Here is an 18,324-nt window from a genome sequence, read left to right as displayed (position 1 = left end):
TTAATTACGAATTACAAATTGCGAATTACGAATGTAGAAGCGAAGAATAGAACGAAGATTAAAGGAGATAACTATAAAATATCTCTTTTAATCTTCGTTCTATTCTTCGCTTCTACATTCGTAATTCGCAATTTGTAATTCGCAATTATTCAAAGAGGGGGTCCTTCATCAATTCACATCAAACCACACCCTGGTTGTCAGCAGATCGCTACCCTGCCGTGCTACGGCAGCTTTGTAGTTGGCGCCGTTCAGGGCCTGCTCGCTGGAGGGGTAAGTGAAGCGTTGCGGCATTTTGCCATTGAGGGCGCCGGTGAGGGCAGGTTTGAGTTGCGGGTAGTCCAGTCGTCTCCATTCTGCGAAGGCTTCCAGGCCTTGCCCGAAGAGGGCCAGCCATTTCTGTTCACCGATGTATTTTTTATAGTTGCCACCGTCGTAGGCTACGCCTGGTTTTGTCACATAGGTAGCTGCTTCAGCGGCGGAGATACCATATTGTGCAAAAGAAGCGGTGATGGCCTGGTTATAGAGGGTAGCTGCATTACCGCTGATAAGGCCGCGTTGCGCCGCCTCTGCCAGGATAAACTGCTGCTCTGCATAGCTGAACAGGATGGCAGGCGCTGTGGTGGCCGTGAATACAGCGCCGGCATCGGAAGTTTTGCTGAAACCCAGCCTGGCTGCGGAATCGTTGGGTAGTCCATTGGTTACTCCGATGATTACGTTGGTATCTTTGGGTACGGTAGCGTATATGCTTAACCGTGGGTCACCGAGTGCTTTCAGTTTATCTACAATAGATTTACTGATGCGGTAGTCATTGCGGGTTTCCCGGTTTCTGCCTACCGGGTTCTGGTTGGGGGAAGCCAGATAGTTCAGTTTCACCAGGCTGTCTTTCTGCAGTAGTATATTCCCGGAAGCAGCTACATCGTCGAAAACAGCTTTGGCGGCTGCAAAGTCGCGATCGGCGATGCGGAGGGCTATACGCAGGCGCAAGGCGTTGGCAAACTGCTTCCAGCGCAGCGGATCACCTCTCAGTAATACATCTCCCTGTACATCTGCATTATTGGTAAACAGCGTATTCGCATTTTTCAGTTCGGCCAGCAACCCGTTGTATACTACCCGTTGGCTGTCATATACCGGCGTGAGGTATTGCTCAATGCTGGCTGCCTGCCGGTAAGGTATATCGCCGTAAAGATCGGTGAGCTGCTGGAAAATCCAGGATCGCATGATGATGGCGATAGCTTTATAATTGGGGTTATGCAGACTGTCGCCCAGCTGTGCCAGTGTAGTGAAGTCCTGTATACCCTGTGCATAAAAGTTGCTCCATACAGTCTGAATGCTGGTAGAAGCAGGAATGTAACGGTCTGCATCCGTATACTGAATTTTGGACCAGTACTGTACATACAGCAAAGCGCCGTCCATGGTAGCGTCCTGTCCCCAATAGGTATCTACATTGGATTTGATACCATTGCTCAGCAGGTAGTCCGGCTGCACGGTATTGGGTTCGTTCGGATTGCGGTTTATCTTCTCCAGCTCTTTCTGGCAGGCGCTGAAGCAGATTGTCCATATAATAAAGAAAGGTATGAGTAGCTTTTTCATATTCTCCTGGTAATTAGAATGAAACATTCAGGTTAAAGCCGATGCTGCGTGTGGTGGGTATCTGCAGGGTTTCGAGGCCCTGACCGTTACCGGTGTTGAACGCAGTTTCGGGATCGATGTTAGGCACATGTTTCTGGAGATAGCCGAGGTTTCTGGCTACCAGCGCAACATTCACGGACTGCAGCTTTAACCGGTGTACCCATGATTGCGGCAATGAATACCCCAGTTTAATTTCTCTCAGTTTGATGAAAGAGGCGTCATACACGCTGCTTTCATTGACACTGCTGTTGTACACACTTTTGTAATAATCTTCTGCAGACAAAATGCGGGTATTCTTCTTTCCGTCGGCAGTATAGCCGTCGAAGATCATACCGTCGTGATGCACGGCAGCACCGCCGGGAGCAGCTGTATTATGATCCGGCAGCTGTACATTTTTCTGCCCGTCGTAATAGTAGGGCAATCCGCCGAGATCTGCGTCCCTGCCTGGTAGGCTGGCTGCCAGCACGCCGGTATAAATACCGGTATAGTTGGTACCCGACCAGATGGAGCCGCCCTGTTTGGTATCTATCAGGAAGCTCAGACTGAAACCTTTGAAAGAAAAGCTGTTGTTGATGCCGCCGGTCCAGTTGGGAGTAAAGTATCCCAGTACTTTTTTATTGGGGTCAATAGCCGGGGTACCGTCGTCATTTACGATAATCCTGTTTTGCGCATCCCGCGCAAATGCTTTACCATACAGGGCGCCATAGCGTTTACCTTTGCTGGCCAGCACCTGTATGTTACCGGAACTGCCCAGCACATAATCGTTCAGGAACCCTTCCTTATCCAGTTCTATCACTTTGCTGACGTTGCGTGCGAAGTTCACATTCACATCCCAGCGGAAGCCGGAGCGTGTAGTCACCGGCGTTAGCCCCAGCATCACTTCAATACCGCGGTTATTGATTTCGCCGGCGTTGAGTAATTTTTTCAGGTAGCCGGTAGTCGGGCTCACATCTGCCAGTAATATCTGGTTGCGGCTGTTAGAGTTATACCAGGTAACATCCAGCCGGAGGCGGTTATCCAGGAAACCCGCTTCCAGTCCTACTTCTGTGGAAGTGGTGATTTCCGGCTTCAGGTCTTTCTTCAGAAATTTATCGGATACTGTCTGCAACGGGTAAGACCCGAAAGGCTGATTAAACGGATAGGTGCTGATGAGCTGATAAGGGTCCGTATCCTTACCTACCTGCGCCCATCCACCGCGTACTTTCAGCAGGGAGAGCGCCTTGCTCTGTATATGCAGCGCATCTGATACCACCAGGCTGGCATTGACAGACGGATAGAAATAGGAGTTGTTGCCGGCCGGCAATGTGGAAGACCAGTCATTGCGTGCGGTTACATTCACAAATGCATAGTTGTGGTAGCTAAGCTGTGCGGAACCGAACGCGCTGTATACTTTCTGCTTGCTGAAATAACTTGTGGAGATCAGCGGATCGCGGGAGTTATTGAGTGTGTATACATCTTTCACCGCGAGTTTGGGGGCCTGCTGATAGTTTTGCTCAAACTGGTTGGTGCGGATATTTCCGCCGGCCAGCACATCGAGGTTGAAATCGCGGCCCAGCTTCCTTTTGGCATTGAGCGTGAATTCTCCGTTGGTTTCACCGACGGCGTAGTTGTCTTCCGTATAGGAACCGAACGGCGTTCCGTTGGTATAGTAGGCTACTTTATATTTTCTTCTGTCCTGGTAGTAGTCGGTACCAATGCGCAGATTGGCGCTGAGCCAGTCGAGTATTTCGTATGACAACCGGGCATTTCCGAAGAACCTGTTTCTCAGCTGGCCTACCGTATTTTCATTTTGAATCCAGTAGGGGTTGCTATAGTAGCTATGGTTCCAGTTATAGTCAGTGCCATCAGGGTTTTTGTAGTTTTTCAGCCGGGCAACATCCACCTGCCGGCCGAACCAGATGAATTGCAGGGTGACACTGTTTCCGCGGCGGCCGTCTACCCCCGGCAGGTTATCTGCCGCAGTGCGGATATAATCTGCATAGGTGCTGAGGGTAAGTTTAGGCGTGATGCGGAAGGTGTTGCTGGCGGTGAAGGTATTGCGGGTGATGCCGGTATTGGGCAGGATCCCCGACTGGCGGGTGTTGTTATAGGAGAAGCGGTAATCTATTTTATCGGTTGTGCCGCCTACGGCGAGGCCGTTGTTAAGCGTGTAGCCGGTAACGTAGAAATCTTTCACATTATTGGGATGTGGCACAAATGGCACGGCTTCTCCGTTGGAGAAGAACTGCGGGATGAGCCTGCCGTCCATTTTAGGCCCCCAGCTTTCGTCGGTGCCGTCGTTGAGGCCGCCGCCCTTACCGTCTTTATAGGAGAACTGGCCGCCGGCGCCCTGTCCGTATACGTTCTGGAAGTCGGGTAATACCAGCAGGCTTTCGAAGGTGGCATTGGAATTAACGGTAACGCCTATACCGCCTTTCGTATCTTTCCCGGTTTTTGTTTTGATGAGGATGACGCCGTTGGCAGCCCTGGAGCCATACAATGCTGCAGCGTTGGGGCCTTTCAGTACGCTGATGGAAGCGATATCGTCCGGGTTTACATCGGAGATGGCGTTGGCAAAATCGCGGCCGGTGCCTATTCCCAGCTGGCTGTTATCTACGGGGATACCATCGAGGATGAAGAGTGGCTGGTTGTTTCCGGCGATAGACGTTTCCCCGCGGATGACGATACGGGAAGAGCCGAGGTTACCCTGGCTGTTGGTAACCTGTACCCCTGCAATCTTTCCGGACAGGGCATTTACCAGGTTGGTTTCCCTGGCTTCCGCAATGTCTTTAGATTTCAGTTCCTGTACGGCGTATCCGAGTGATTTTTTTTCTTTGGAAATACCCAGTGCCGTTACTACTACTTCCTGCAGCTTGCTGTCTGTATTTTCCAGGGAGATGTTAATGATATGGTGCTGTAATACCGGTACGAGGGCTGTCTGAAAGCCGATAAAGGATATCTGCAGCGTATCGCCGGTATGTGCGCTGATCGTGTATTTTCCATCAGCGTCCGCCTGTGTTCCCTGGCTGGTTCCTTTAATGCGTATAACTGCGCCGGGTATACGCTGTGCATCCTGGCGGGAGGTCACTACCCCGCCTACCCGGATTTCCTGGGCATAGCTTTGCTGTATCCACAGTAATGCGGACAGCAGGCCCGAAAGCCTTTTGACGTACTTCATGTAAATGTTAATTTATTGGTTGTTGGTGGTCCTTGGCAGAACGACGATAGTTCTTCCGCTTACGCACGATTTCATTTTGGTTTCCTCTATAGTTGGTGTATGACCGGAAAAAAATGTACCACTCGATAACAAAAGTATAACACAATTATTAATCTACAAAATTTATAGACAATATAGAGATTTACGGATTTATTGATTTTGGAATTTAGAGATTTTAAATGCAGCGAATACTATCCGCGAAGATCTTTGCTGCATTTAAAATCTCTAAATTCCAAAATCAATAAATCCGTAAATCATTTATTAAGCAGCTTCTTCAGGTCTGCCTTGCAGGAGTCGATATTCTGTGCGATCAGTTTATCAGCGTCCTGGCAGACGGTTCCTTTGTAGCGGATGGATAGTTTGTTTCTGCGGAGGGTGATATGGTAGTATTCAGGGGCATCGGGGGAATTTTCCCAGGTCACGGTTCCTTTTTCTTCTATGCCGCCGGCGATTCTGTCTTCGATGAGCGCATATACTTTTTTACGGAGGCTGTCGGCAAAATCGTAGGCGGTTTCTGATTTAACCAGGCAGGGCGTATCGGCAACGGGGTTGAGTGAATGTTTTCCTGCATTGGCTTTTTGCTGTGAGGCTGCCAATAGCAGGGCAGCTGCTGCCAGCAGCATAAACGGGAATCTGGAAGTGCGTTTCATGGTAAGAGAAATGATTATAAGGGTGTAGATAAATAGTATTGGTATAATAAGTCCGGCAAGGCTGATCGTCAGATTTTGGTTTTATCGGTACAACTCATTATTAAAATACTCTATTTAACGCACTTCACAAAATTTTAAACCGGCGTAGGGGTAAAACTGCTTTCAGGTGTCATCAAAGATGCTACTGGTATTTCTTCAGCACAAGGAACAGTACTTTATTGGTGCCTTCTGCTGAAGGGGCGATAGTATCCTGGGGCATAAAATGTCTTTTGAAGGCGGCCAGGGCTGCGGTGGTATCTTTTACATCATAGCCTATGATCCGGAGAGCCTGCCACCTGTCAAACGCAGCGGGGAGGGTGAGGTTGGTCGTGTCGTCGTACCACAGGCCAAATCCTTTCCCTGCCAGCTGCTGCCACGGGAAATAGGCGCTGGGATCTACTTTACGGCCGGGGGCAATATCACCATGGCCTACAAAGTTGGCAGCGGGAATACCATAGCGGTGCTGCAGGGTATCCAGCAGGATCAGCAGGCTGTTGATCTGGGCCGGCTGGAAAGGCTCAGTACCGTTATTATCCAGCTCAATACCGATAGATGAGGAGTTGATGTCTGTAAGATTTCCCCATTTGGCGATACCGCCGTGCCAGGCGCGGAGGTAGTCATTCAGCATGTGATGGATCATTCCATCCCGGCAGATGACATAATGGGCGCTGACCTGGGTTCTGTCCAGGGTGAATGTCTGCAGTGTTTGTTCACACGAATTTTGCGCAGTATGATGAATGATAACAAGATTAGGTTTACGGAGATTGAAATTAACGGTACCTGCCCACCATTTGGGCAGTACGCCGCCGTCTCCCGCAAGGTAACCCGGCTGCTGGCGTATGGTACGGGCATAATCTTTCGCCTTCTGCCGGTAAATTTTATTGGTCTGACTGTAAGGAGAACGCGCGCAATAAGCGAACATTCCGATCAAAGCCGCCAGGCCTGCGAGTTTCAGCATTTTCTTCATGGTTTTCATTTGTCTGGATTAAAATTTACAACACGTACCGGTATAAAGGTACTAAAAGCTCATTTTTTTCCGCAGTGCTATGAAAAGTGTACTGTAACCCATATATTTACATTATTAATAATGCTTTTAGGAGTATCAAAAACCTGTGCCACTTGTCAGTAATTGCCTACTATCTGTTACTACCGGTAATTTATGCGGTATCGCTGCTGCCTTTCCGGATATTATACTTTCTGAGTGATATAGTATACGTTTTACTGTATCACCTGCTTGGCTATCGTAAGAAAGTGGTCTTACAAAACCTCCGTAACTCCTTCCCTGACAAAAACGAAGCCGAGATTCAACGCATCTGCAAGGATTTTTATCATTATCTCTGCGATCTGTTCCTGGAAACCTTTAAAACACTGACTATCAGCAAACAGGCAATGGTGAACCACTGCCGCTTCACGGACGAAACACTGGCATTATTTGACCAGCTGGCGGCCGACAAAAAAAGCGTGGTACTGGTGATGGGGCACAAAGGCAACTGGGAGTGGGCAGGCAATACCTTCAGCATCCTTTGCAGACAACAGTTATATGTCATCTATCATCCGCTGGCCAACAAGCAGTTCAATGGCCTGATGTACCGTATGCGTACGCGTTTCGGCACGCGGCTGATTGCCATGCAGGATACTTTCCGGGATATGGTGCAGAACCGGGGAGAAGTAAATGCCACGGCCTTCATTGCAGATCAGGCGCCACAACCTAAAACAGCACACTGGCTTACTTTCCTGCATCAGGACACTCCGGTGTTCAAAGGCACAGAAAAAATAGCACAGAAACTTAATTATCCGGTAGTATATGTAACGGTACACCGCGTCAGACGCGGCTATTACAGCGTATCTGCACATATGCTTACTTCCACGCCGGCTACAGAAAAGGATGGTGATATAACGGCAGCGCATACACGCCAGCTGGAAACGGATATTATAGCACAGCCGGCCACCTGGCTGTGGTCGCACAAACGATGGAAACACAGGCGCGCAAGCGTTGTATAACACATATATCAAAACATATTTTCGGGTAATACTACAACTACACTATGCTGCAAGGAAAAGAACTGATCCTGGCCACCAAGCCATATGCTTGTGAAAAGAGAGCACTTAGCTGGCTGTACACCATCTCTACATTATGCCTGCTGACACTGGCATTAACCGGTACATTAACAGCACCCTGGCTCGTGGCCAGACTGGTATGCAGCGTCTTGTCAGGACTGCTGATTGTACGGATGTTTGTCATCTACCACGATCACCAGCACCACGCGATCCTTCACCATTCGCACCTGGCCAATATCATTATGACCTTTTTCGGCATATACGTGCTGGCGCCTTCCAGCATCTGGAAACGTTCGCATGATTACCACCATAAACACAACTCAAAACTTTTCAGCGCCAGCATAGGCTCCTACCCCATTGTAACGCGCCGTAAATTTGAAGCCATGACGCCCGGTGAAAGAAGAAGTTATCTTTTCACCCGTCACCCGCTGACGATAGCTGCCGGCTACCTGTTCATGTTCCTCATCGGCATGTGCCTGCAATCCTTTACCAGCAGCCCGCGTAAACATATAGATTCCCTGATTGCCCTTATTATTCATATAGGCGGCAGCGTTATGCTCTGGTATTTCCTGGGATGGCAAAGCTGGGTGCTGTTTGTGGGTATTCCATTTACAATCGCCTGTAGTATAGGGGCTTACCTGTTTTATGCACAGCATAATTTTCCCGGCGTGGTATTCAGCGATAATGAAGACTGGTGTTATGACAAAGCAGCGCTGCTCAGCTCCAGCCATATGCTGATGCACCCTGTGATGGCCTGGTTTACTGCTAACATAGGCCACCATCATATCCATCACCTCAATGCGCGCATTCCTTTCTACCGTCTTCCGGAAGTGATGCAGCGCATACCTGAACTGCAGACCGCTACTACCACCTCCCTCCGGTTCCGCGATATACGTGCCTGCTTCCGGCTGAAGGTATGGGACCCGGAGCTGAACAGGATGATCTGTAAAAAAGAAATCAGAACCATCAGGGCAGCGGCGTTGCAGATGACGCCTGAGCCTGTAGCAATTCCCGGATAATTTTCCGCCTTGTTTCCAGCATAAACTTGGTTGCTTCCCGTGTTGCCAGCAGCACGGGCGTACCTGCCGTAGCCGGAGATCCGGCCCTGAAAGGAGGTGCAGGATTATACTCCAGCTGCAGCTGAATAATTTTTGCCATCTCCTCCCCGCCTATCATAGCGGTGAGCGTCAGGGCAAAATCAATCCCGGCGGTAACGCCGCCACCGGTAATGCGGTTACGGTCCCTCACTACCCGTTCCTCCACCGTTTCCACCTGGAACATCCGCAGCAGCTCCAGGGAGCGCCAGTGCGTGGTAGCCTTATATCCCTGCAGCAGGCCGGCAGCAGCCAGTACCAGCGAGCCGGTACAGACGGCCGTAATATATTTTGCCTGCTTTCCCTGCTCTTCCAGGAAAGAAAGCACGGTGTTATTGGTAAGCAGGTTGTTGATACCTTTTCCGCCCGGCACAAACAGAATATCCAGCTGTGGAGCATCCGCCAGCGCTACACTGGCCTGCAGCATCAGTCCTCCTTCCGCTTTCACCGGCGCTGTTGTTTCTCCGAGAATAATCACTTCAAAGCAGGCTGCCTTATTAAATACTTCGTAGGGACCGGTAAAATCCAGGATGGTTATCTCCGGGAACAGGAGCATTCCTACTTTCAACTTTCGCATAAATAGAGTTTTAAGGTGCGTACAATATAAGTTATCCGGCTGCGGAGCCACTACCGGTGCTGTTCGTATATGTTGGCCGGCAGGACCTCCCGCAGGGCTGCGGTTTCTTCCGCAGACAGGGGCCTGGCTGTCACCGCCTGCAGGGCGTCTGTCAACTGTGCTTCGGTACGGATTCCGGTCACTGCGCTGGTTACTGCAGGATGCTGCAGTACAAACCGGAGCGCGGTCTGCGCGGCGTCTCTACCGTCAACGGATATACGTGCAATAGCTGCCGCGGCCTTCGCTACTTCCGCTGCGGAGTAATTCAGGTAGGCTTCCGGCGTTTTGCCTGCCAGCAGCCCTTTACCCACGGCGCCCCGCGCCAGTACCCCGATCCCCTTTTCCTGCAACAGCGGGAAACAGGCTTCTTCCGGGCGGCGGTCCAGCAGGCTGTATTGCATCATCACGCTGACAATGCGGGAACGCCCCGCGAAAGTCCGGATAACATTGGGACGTATAGAGGAAATGCCATAATACCGGATTTTACCCTGCTGCTGCAGGGCATCAAAAGCCGCGATGGTTTCATCTGTCGGATCTTCCATGGTGCCGCCATGCAGCTGGTACAGGTCTATGTAATCGGTTTGCAGCCGCCGCAGACTTTCTTCCACGGACGCCAGTATATGTGCAGGCGAAGGGTTCCAGTCCCACCCGCTGCCATCCGGCCGCCACTGATTACCTGCTTTGGTAGCAATAATGACTTCCTGGCGTTTTTCTTTCAGGGCTTTGCCTACGGACAGTTCATTCCGGCCGTGATCGTACAGGTCGGCGGTATCAAAGAAATTAATGCCTCCTGCGATGGCGGCATGCAGCAGACGGGCATTATCGGCATCGTTGCTGCCCAGCGACATACAGCCGAAACTGATTTCGCTGATACGCAGATCTGAAGCTCCCAGTATATGATATTGCATGGCTTTCGGGTTTATTGGTGGACGGGTAACACAACGGTACGAAGATAAAACCTCTGCTGCATTTTTAATAATGCCGGCTCATTAAATAACAGATAAAAAACAACCGGCGGCACAGAGGCCACCGGCTGTAAACCTATATGAGCAAGGCGCACCGTTCTTCACCAGAAAACGGGTTGCCGGAAATCTTCTTTAATAGAGGCTGCCAGGAATAGCAGCCCGTTCATTTTACTGTTTTACAATCTAAATCCGTAACTTTTAAAATCCCTGAAAACCTAAAATGGGGGCCTGCCTGGACAAACAAGCCCATTTGTTTTCGTCAACCATTTCACTTATGAAAAAAACGTTTTTATATAGAGGCTGCTTTATACAGCCGGGTTATTCATTATCAGGGACTGCCTGGAAAGGCGTCCCCTGAAGCTGAATCAATCGCACCTACAACGAGCGCTGTATTACAGGCAGGTTGTCTGCTTTCATATGGCGTCCTTATTACTCCCGGTATGCCTGCAGTTCCGGAATGGGGACCATCTGAAAAGACGGTCCCTTTTTTCCTTCCCTTTTACATGGCATTCCAAAGACTTTATGAAGAAGAAATAACGGGGAAGATGCATGCCGGACATCAAACAGGGGGGCTACCTGGACAGGTCGCCCCGTCTAGCATTCATCTTATATACCTGCATTGTTATTTCTGAAAATAGCTGTTGAAAGTCGGACCGCCTGAAAAAACAGTCCTTTTCCCTAACCACATAAATCTCAACTGGGATACTCGAAAAAAATAAATTACAGAAAAGGATACCTGAACCAGACAGGCAATGGATGCGGAGCTGCATTGTTCAGCAGCAGGCAATCGCTGTATGGCCTGTCCGCCGCTAGTTTACCCATATGGTGGCAAACATCCGGTAATGGTATTTTCCAAGAAAGATATATGACTGATTTTCGCGGCTGAATAAAAATGTGTACATTTCTTCTGATATTAAATTTTTCACAAACAATGTTATGGCAGCTTCACTGCCGGATTAATTTCACTGGGTTATCTTAACTTCATATCGGGTACCTGGCAACAAACAATTGGGTTCTGGTGATAACATCCGTTGAACGTTACAATGCAAAGATAGTCCTGAAACAGCGTTAAAAAGCAGCTGACAGCGCCATTAACAGGATGAATAAAACTGAATGCCCTTAATACCTGTGAACAGAATGAATATAATGACATTACGGTAACGCATACATGAACCGCCATCAGAAAAAATAAATGCTTACCACATACGTTCCTTCACAGTTGGCACGTTTTTTCATCTATACCATTTATCATAAATCCTGGTATATGCATCAACAGATTACAGGAGCCTTTCTGGGAACAGCCATCGGCGATGCGCTCGGTGTGCCGGTAGAATTTAAAACCAGGCGGTTCCTCTCAGAAAATCCCATCACTGCATTCATAGGATATGGTTGCTGGAATCAGCCACCGGGAACATTTTCCGATGATTCCTCCCTTACCTTCTGCACTGCCGACAGCCTTATTCACGGATACAACCTGCATCATATGGCCATTAACTTTGTCAGATGGTTCCAGCATGGTTTCTGGGGCGCCCATAACCAGGTGTTTGACATCGGCAACACTACGAGGCAGGCTCTTTCCAGGATCGTCGCCGGCACATCACCGCTTCACGCCGGCGGTTATGAGGAATTTGAAAACGGAAACGGCTCGCTGATGCGCATGATGCCCATCGCCTTCTACCTGGCGAAAGAAGAAGACATACAGTTCCGCTATCATATAGTAAAAGAAGTTTCCGGCATCACCCACCTGCACTTCCGCGCCGTACTGGCCTGCTTTATATATGTGGAATTTCTGCGTACACTCCTTACCGTAAAAGACCTCCAGGAAGCCTACCAGGTAACGCGGGCAGAAGTCAATGATTTTATTCTGGCCAGACAATTCAATCCGTCGGAAGTAAAACTCTTTAAACGTATCCTGACCGATAACATTACCAACCTGGAAGAAAACGATATTCAAAGCTCCGGCTATGTGATACATACCCTGGAAAGCGCGCTCTGGTGCCTCCTGAATACAGGTAATTATCAGGATTGCGTACTGAAAGCCGTTAACCTGGGCGGCGATACAGACACCACTGCCGCTGTAGCTGGCGCCGCTGCCGGCCTGCATTACGGCTTTGACAATATTCCGGCAGACTGGGTACAGGCCGTGGTAAAGTCGGCCGAAATCATGCGGCTGTCTGAAGAATTTATGGTTGCCGTAGGCACGCCGTCTGCCTGATAATCCGGTACAGTAATTGCAAACTCTGCTGTAGATAGTAAACTTTTCCCTTCCTTCATCGTCTAACTTTAATAACGAAGCAAGATGAAAAACAGATCTTATATGCTGTTTGTGTTGATCGGGCTGTTATGCACATCTACAGCAACAGGCGCCTATGCACAACGTTTGCCTCACGGCGGCAGCGGTCGTGTTATGTCAGGCGGTCATTATTCAGCTCCCGGCCGCTATTACTCCCACGGTTATCGCGGCCCCGTTTTTCATGGCGGGTATTACCGGCCCGGCTGGTATGGTCCCGTATACCGGCCATATTTCCGTACCCGTGTATTCTTCCCGCCGGTAGGATTGTATGTTTCCACCCTGCCTTACGGCTATTTCCCGCTTGGTCCGGCTTTCGGCCCGGTATTCTATTACCAGGGCACCTATTACCGCTCCAACGATAATAACAGGGGTTACAACGTAGTAGATCCGCCGCTGAACGCCATTGTTCCCAATCTGCCCAAAGATGCCGCTGCCATTGAATTAAACGGTAACTCCTACTATGAATTCAACGGTACCTATTACCAGGAAATCATGACCGACAATGGCAGAAGATATCAGGTAGTGGGCAAAAACGGGAAGATCGGAGATAATACAGTAGCTCCGCAACCATATAATAACAGTGCTCCGGACGAGCAGCTGATGACTTCCCTGCCGGAAGGCAGCCGCTCCGTGCAGCTCAATGGCCAGCAATATTTTCTGTCCCCCGACGGAATGTATTACCAGGAGGTGAAAACCAGCAACGGCACTGGTTATAAGGTAGTTGGAAAAATGGATGCGGACGAATAGCAGCGCACAAATGTTAACGCATTATTATTTCCCTTAAAGAAATAGTTATTCTTATCATGGGAGGTGTTCTCTTTTTATAAACTACTATTTATGAAAAGAAAAACCCTCCCCTTTTATTTCGCCCTGGCCCTGGCGGCCGCCTTTACTTCCGGTTGTAAAAAAGATGTATTGTCACCCGTACCGGAAGCAACAGGCACCAGCCTTTCCGCTGTTACCGCTTCCGTTGCCTTATCCGTAACGCTCAACGCCTGGATGAGCAATGTACCCGACGCCACCTCCCTGGCAGCCTTATCTATCCCCGGCACCCACGACTCCGGCGCACGCGTAGAACCGGTTGCCGGTACTGCCAAATGCCAGACGCTCTCCATCGGAGAACAACTCGATGCAGGCATCCGCTTCCTGGATATCCGCTGCCGTCACATCGGCGATGCCTTCGCCATCCATCATGGCTCTATCTATCAGAATATGAACTTCACAGATGTGCTCAACGCCTGCTACGGCTTCCTGAACAGCCATCCTACCGAAACTATTATCATGTGCGTGAAAGAAGAGTATGACCCTACCAGCAACACCCGCTCTTTTGAACAGACGTTCGACAGCTACGTGGCCCTCAATCCCGGTAAATGGTCCATGGGAAGCGCTGTTCCGAACATAGGACAGGTAAGGGGTAAAATAGTGCTGCTGAGAAGATTCGGCGCTGCCAGCACTCCTAAAGGCATTGACGCTACCAGCTGGGCGGATAACACCACCTTCTCTATCAACAATGGTAGTGCCAGTCTGCGTGTACAGGACCAGTACCAGGTACCTGACAACAACACCAAATGGAACAACATCACCAACCTGTTTACAGAAGCGAAAAACGGTAACAGCAACGTGTTATACCTGAACTACAGCAGCGGCTACAAACCACTGATATTCGGTATTCCCAGCATCACCACCGTTTCCAATGCCATCAATCCCAAGCTGAACACCTATTTCAGCGGTAATCTCAAAGGCAGATATGGTATTATCCCAATGGACTTTGCCGTATCTGACAGGGCTTCCCTGATTATCAACACTAACTTCTAATGCACAGGCGGGGACGCCGGACGTCCCCGCCTGTATTATTACCAGCTGCTGCTGGCGCCGCCTCCACCGGAAGAACCGCCCCCCCAGCTGGAAGAAGAAGAAGAAGAGGAAGAGGAGGACGAAGAGGAAGAAGAAGAGGAAGAGGAATCACTTACTCTCGGAATCTCAAACCTGTAATCGTGTGTAAAGGCACATGCCGCACAGTCGTAGGTTTTTATTCCCCAACCCTTGGCATGGGTGGTAGCCGCCTTTTTGGTTACCGTCCGTTTACAGCTATAGGTATGATGCGCACAGGAAGGACATAGCGCCTGATTACTGGAAAGATCGTTATAACCCAATATCAGCTTATAATCACAGGTATCGCATTTCCAGACATCATAATCTACGGAAGCCAGACTTTCTTCTATGACCTGCGGTTTATCCAGGTAATGATCGTCTTCATCTTCTTCCAGGCGCTGCATGGGTTTCAGACAGGCAGGGCAATCATACGGTTCATTGCGGAGCTTATTGATACGCCGCTCCCATCCCTTCATCCAGATGTACAGCAGCGGCAATGGGAAAACAACAGCCGCCCAGCGCATACGATGGCGTACGGTCATCATCTTCAGCCATTGCTCCTGGCGGCTTTTACCAGCCAGCAACGGCCGCGTACGGGCAGTGATAATCAACGCCGCTATGCCCAGAAACACCGACCATACGATATAGTAAATCAATGCCACCTTCAGGAAACCTACCAGCTGGCGTTCGACGAATATAAGATAGACAACCACCGCTATCGCTGTCAGATGCAGCAGAATCAAGCCTTTCCAGCCGGGCCGCAGAAATTCGTTGGGAGCAGCTCCCGCTGTTTCAGGTAAACTGTCTTTTTCCGTTTCCCGCTTCTTTTTCGTGCCGAAAAAAAAGTGCATCAGCACTGCAGACAGGATAAGAGCGAAGAAAAATGCCACGAATGAACCAATATCAACGCCTTCTTCATGGTAAGAGTCAGCCTGGCTGGTAGTTTCAGCAGGTACATAATTTTCTTCCGGCTGCCTTGCATCTGCCGTTTCTGCAAATGGCTGTGCAGCTACTATTTCACCTTCCGGATGATCTGTAGTCACGGGATTATCTGTAGTCACCGGTTCCGGCGGATCCGCGGAAGCGGCTCCCGGTGGCAGCAGGGATACATCTATTGCAGGTTCCTGTTCCGGCGATGCCTGATCATAAACATAATTGCCGCTATGCAGCTGGGAGATAACAGAACGGATGCCCTCTCTGAAGGCGTCATCATAATCACCTTTTTTGATATAGGGGATCATGTAATCCTGCTGGATACGGAAGCAGATAACATCCGGCAGCGGGGCTTCCAGACCGTAACCTGTTTCAAACACCAGCTGACGGGCATCTTCCACCAGCAGTATCATCAATCCGTTATTCACTTTCGCATCGCCTACGCCCCAGTGGCGGAGCAGTTCGCGCGCAAAATCACGCGCCTCATTTTTGCCGATGGTATGCAGCACCACTACCGCTACCTGTGCCTTGCCTGACTGATCCAGCCGGGCGAGCTGCTCATTCAGCAGGCTCACGGTGCCGGCAGACAACAGGTTATCAGGATTACTGATATAGCCGCCACCGTTAGTTTTAGGGTCCGGGACATCTGCTACGGAAAAAGAAGATTTCTTTCCCTGGCAGGACAATAAAAACAATGTCAGTACAAAAAATAAAATCCGACGCATACACATGCTTTTAAAACAATCTGGTGTAAATCCACGCTGAAGCTAAAAATAATATATTTTGGCGGCTGTATTTTTTTTAGTCCTCAACGGATACGGCGCTTATGCATATAGATCAGACTACCGTACAACGATATCTGGAAACCCGCTACCAACAGGTACAGCACCTGAAACACATGGCTGACGGCTGGTGGGCGCAGGCCTTTTCCTTTACCGGAGATCAGCGGCAGCTGGTTATCCGCATCAGCAGACATATAGCTGATTTCAGGAAAGATGAATATGCCCGGACGCATTTCAGTTCGGCCGCTATTCCCATTCCCCGGATAATAGCAACAGGCCCGTTCAGCGACGGCCTGTACTATTGCATATCCGCCTATTGTACCGGTACTCCTGCCGACGATTTCATGGAAACGCTGACAACTGCAGCTGCCCTTCCGGTAGCCGCGTCGCTCCTGGAAACGCTGCAGCATATACATCAGCTGGATACGCAGCATCTTTCCGGCTGGGGCCACACTGATGCAAACGGCAACGGCATGTTTGACAGCTGGGAAGCCTGGCTCTCCGCCATTTACAATCATAAAACGCCGGTCAGCTGGCAGGAGCTGGCCGCAGCTACCTGGCTGGAAGCAGACCTGTTCCGGCAGCTGATAACCCGCATGGAATCACTGTATCCCTATCTTCCCCGCGAAAAAAAAATATTGCACGGCGATTACGGATTCGACAATGTGTTGCTCACTCCTGACGGGAAAATCAGCGCGGTGCTGGACTGGTCAGATATGCAGCTGGGAGATGAATTATTTGATCTCATTCACATGAATGAACCATGGATAAATCCGCCGGAATCCGTCAACTATCTGCAACTGTGGCTGGAAGACAGGCAGCGGAAAGGGATAGCCACCCCGCACGTAAATGAGCGGGTAACATGCTATTCCATCTACTACACATTACTGCATCTGCATATTTATACTACCCGGCAGGACGAGGACAGCTACCGGGAAGTAGCAGCCTGGGCTAAAAGCTGCCTGCTGTAGCCAATTTATTATGCAAATTTTCGTTATCTTTCTGAAACCCGTTTCTCTGATACAGAAACCCGAATCCGTACTTCAATAATATCATACACATGAAAAGGTTTTTAGTATTGATGGCCCTTATTCTTCCCCTGGCTATCAGCGCACAGAATAAACTGGCGCAGGCCGTTGCAGACGATTTCTCTGCAAGAGTGGCACATCATTACCAGCAAAAGAATGACTCCATCACCGGATATATTGCAGAACAGATGACCCGCAGCGGCAACGCCGGGCTGGACATCGACACGACCATCTTTAACCTGAAGGGAGATCCGGCGGCCCTGGATGCAGCACTCAAGTACCTGTACCAGTACAGCGACTGCAACCGGCAGCGCTTTATTGCCAACCTGCGCAGTATGAACCTGCAGAGCAACAGCGTTTTTCCGCTGGCTACCTACACCGCCAATAAATATAAAAACGATACCAAAGCGCTGCTGGAAGATAAAGCAGACTTTCTTAAAACATATACAGGCCCTGTTACCGGCAAAACGCCGCCGCCCAGTTACGTCAACGCTGCCGGCGAAGTAGTTGCCACCGCCACCACTCCGGTGGCTGCTGCCAACGGTGAACAGCCGTCCGCTACAGCTGCCGCCGCCAATACTGCCAGCCCTGCCGCCGCAACGGAGGCAACACCAACGGATACACGCAACTGGGAAGTACGCCCGCTGTTCCAGGTACGCACCCCGGAACAACTGGTGGAAATATTCGGGAAAGACAACGTGACCCAGCGCGATGCTATCAACCTCGCCGGCGATAAAGAAGGAGAAGCCTATGTCATCTATCCTGATACAGACAACGAACTGGAAATACAATTTGATGGCGACAATGGTAACATCATCACCTTTGCCCATTATCCCTCCAAATGGAAATCGCCCTACGGTATCAAAGCCGGCGATCCCCTGGATAAACTCATCAAAGTAAACGGACGCCCTTTCCGCATTAACGCCTTCGAATGGACCAATGGCGGCCTCGTCAGCGACTGGCAGGGCGGTGCGCTGGACGGTAAAAGCGTAGTCATTCAGCTGAAAGCCAACAATACCGGCGACCCCAAACAATACGACCAGGTTACCGGCGATAAAATTATCCGCTCCGACATGCCCGTCCTGAAAAAACTCGATGTAATTGTACAGACCGTTTCCTTCAAGGGAAACTAAACAAATAAAGATTTTATTATTTTACTATTTTGTTAT

The 18,324-nt window shown here is 49.8% G+C and carries 14 protein-coding genes; 7 read left to right on the top strand and 7 right to left on the bottom strand.

The window, feature by feature from the left end:
* Window positions 1-168: 168 nt before the first annotated feature.
* The 4 genes from GWG06_RS11065 to GWG06_RS11050 all read right to left on the bottom strand — a co-directional run bounded on the left by GWG06_RS11065 (window position 169) and on the right by GWG06_RS11050 (window position 6,490).
* Entirely contained in the window at window positions 169-1,590 is a 1,422-nt protein-coding gene (locus GWG06_RS11065) for a SusD/RagB family nutrient-binding outer membrane lipoprotein (RefSeq protein WP_160713303.1), read from the bottom strand.
* Window positions 1,591-1,603: 13 nt separating this feature from the next.
* Entirely contained in the window at window positions 1,604-4,786 is a 3,183-nt protein-coding gene (locus tag GWG06_RS11060) for a SusC/RagA family TonB-linked outer membrane protein (protein ID WP_160713301.1), read from the bottom strand.
* Between the two features lie 293 nt (window positions 4,787-5,079).
* Window positions 5,080-5,475 carry a hypothetical protein gene (locus GWG06_RS11055; protein ID WP_160713299.1) on the bottom strand — a complete coding sequence of 132 codons (396 nt, stop codon included), beginning with the start codon at window positions 5,473-5,475 and terminating at the stop codon, window positions 5,080-5,082.
* A 181-nt stretch (window positions 5,476-5,656) separates the two neighbouring features.
* Window positions 5,657-6,490 (bottom strand): N-acetylmuramoyl-L-alanine amidase, encoded by an 834-nt coding sequence (locus tag GWG06_RS11050; protein WP_235938283.1) that lies wholly within the window; start codon window positions 6,488-6,490, stop codon window positions 5,657-5,659.
* A 143-nt stretch (window positions 6,491-6,633) separates the two neighbouring features.
* Here GWG06_RS11050 and GWG06_RS11045 point away from each other — a divergent pair, with 143 nt between their 5' ends.
* Together GWG06_RS11045 and GWG06_RS11040 are read left to right on the top strand one after the other, a co-directional pair.
* Entirely contained in the window at window positions 6,634-7,515 is an 882-nt protein-coding gene (locus GWG06_RS11045; protein WP_160713297.1) for a lysophospholipid acyltransferase family protein, read from the top strand.
* A gap of 44 nt (window positions 7,516-7,559) precedes the next feature.
* Window positions 7,560-8,591 carry a fatty acid desaturase family protein gene (locus GWG06_RS11040; protein ID WP_160713295.1) on the top strand — a complete coding sequence of 344 codons (1,032 nt, stop codon included), beginning with the start codon at window positions 7,560-7,562 and terminating at the stop codon, window positions 8,589-8,591.
* On the opposite strand, the gene GWG06_RS11035 is transcribed toward GWG06_RS11040, so the two are convergent.
* On the bottom strand, window positions 8,539-9,243 hold the full coding sequence (locus GWG06_RS11035; RefSeq protein ID WP_127041192.1) for a DJ-1/PfpI family protein: 705 nt from the start codon (window positions 9,241-9,243) through the stop codon (window positions 8,539-8,541). The two genes, GWG06_RS11040 and GWG06_RS11035, sit on opposite strands and share 53 nt — an antisense overlap.
* 50 nt (window positions 9,244-9,293) lie before the next feature.
* Window positions 9,294-10,190, bottom strand: a complete 897-nt coding sequence (locus GWG06_RS11030) for an aldo/keto reductase (RefSeq protein ID WP_160713293.1) — start codon at window positions 10,188-10,190, stop codon at window positions 9,294-9,296.
* Window positions 10,191-11,511: 1,321 nt separating this feature from the next.
* Here GWG06_RS11030 and GWG06_RS11025 point away from each other — a divergent pair.
* The 3 genes from GWG06_RS11025 (at window position 11,512) to GWG06_RS11015 (ending at window position 14,355) form a co-directional block, all read left to right on the top strand.
* Complete coding sequence (locus tag GWG06_RS11025; RefSeq protein WP_160713291.1) at window positions 11,512-12,462, top strand: ADP-ribosylglycohydrolase family protein; 951 nt, start codon at window positions 11,512-11,514, stop codon at window positions 12,460-12,462.
* A gap of 84 nt (window positions 12,463-12,546) precedes the next feature.
* Window positions 12,547-13,287 (top strand): DUF6515 family protein, encoded by a 741-nt coding sequence (locus tag GWG06_RS11020; RefSeq protein WP_160713289.1) that lies wholly within the window; start codon window positions 12,547-12,549, stop codon window positions 13,285-13,287.
* 90 nt (window positions 13,288-13,377) lie between these two features.
* The gene (locus GWG06_RS11015) at window positions 13,378-14,355 is read left to right on the top strand and encodes a phosphatidylinositol-specific phospholipase C (protein WP_160713287.1); all 978 of its coding nucleotides are present in this window, start codon (window positions 13,378-13,380) and stop codon (window positions 14,353-14,355) included.
* 38 nt (window positions 14,356-14,393) lie between these two features.
* Here the strand turns inward: GWG06_RS11015 and GWG06_RS11010 are convergent, their stop codons facing one another.
* A complete protein-coding gene (locus tag GWG06_RS11010) occupies window positions 14,394-16,070 on the bottom strand; it encodes a TPM domain-containing protein (RefSeq protein ID WP_160713285.1) in 1,677 nt (558 codons plus the stop codon).
* Window positions 16,071-16,171: 101 nt separating this feature from the next.
* Between GWG06_RS11010 and GWG06_RS11005 the strand changes: the two genes are divergently transcribed.
* Together GWG06_RS11005 and GWG06_RS11000 are read left to right on the top strand one after the other, a co-directional pair.
* The gene (locus tag GWG06_RS11005) at window positions 16,172-17,098 is read left to right on the top strand and encodes a phosphotransferase family protein (RefSeq protein WP_160713283.1); all 927 of its coding nucleotides are present in this window, start codon (window positions 16,172-16,174) and stop codon (window positions 17,096-17,098) included.
* Window positions 17,099-17,187: 89 nt separating this feature from the next.
* Window positions 17,188-18,288 (top strand): hypothetical protein, encoded by a 1,101-nt coding sequence (locus tag GWG06_RS11000; protein WP_160713281.1) that lies wholly within the window; start codon window positions 17,188-17,190, stop codon window positions 18,286-18,288.
* Window positions 18,289-18,324 lie beyond the last annotated feature (36 nt).

The organism is Chitinophaga solisilvae, assembly GCF_009928525.1.
Lineage (GTDB): Bacteria > Bacteroidota > Bacteroidia > Chitinophagales > Chitinophagaceae > Chitinophaga > Chitinophaga solisilvae.
The sequence above is the reverse complement of the archived record's forward strand: the minus strand, read 5'-3'. Positions and strand labels throughout refer to the sequence as shown.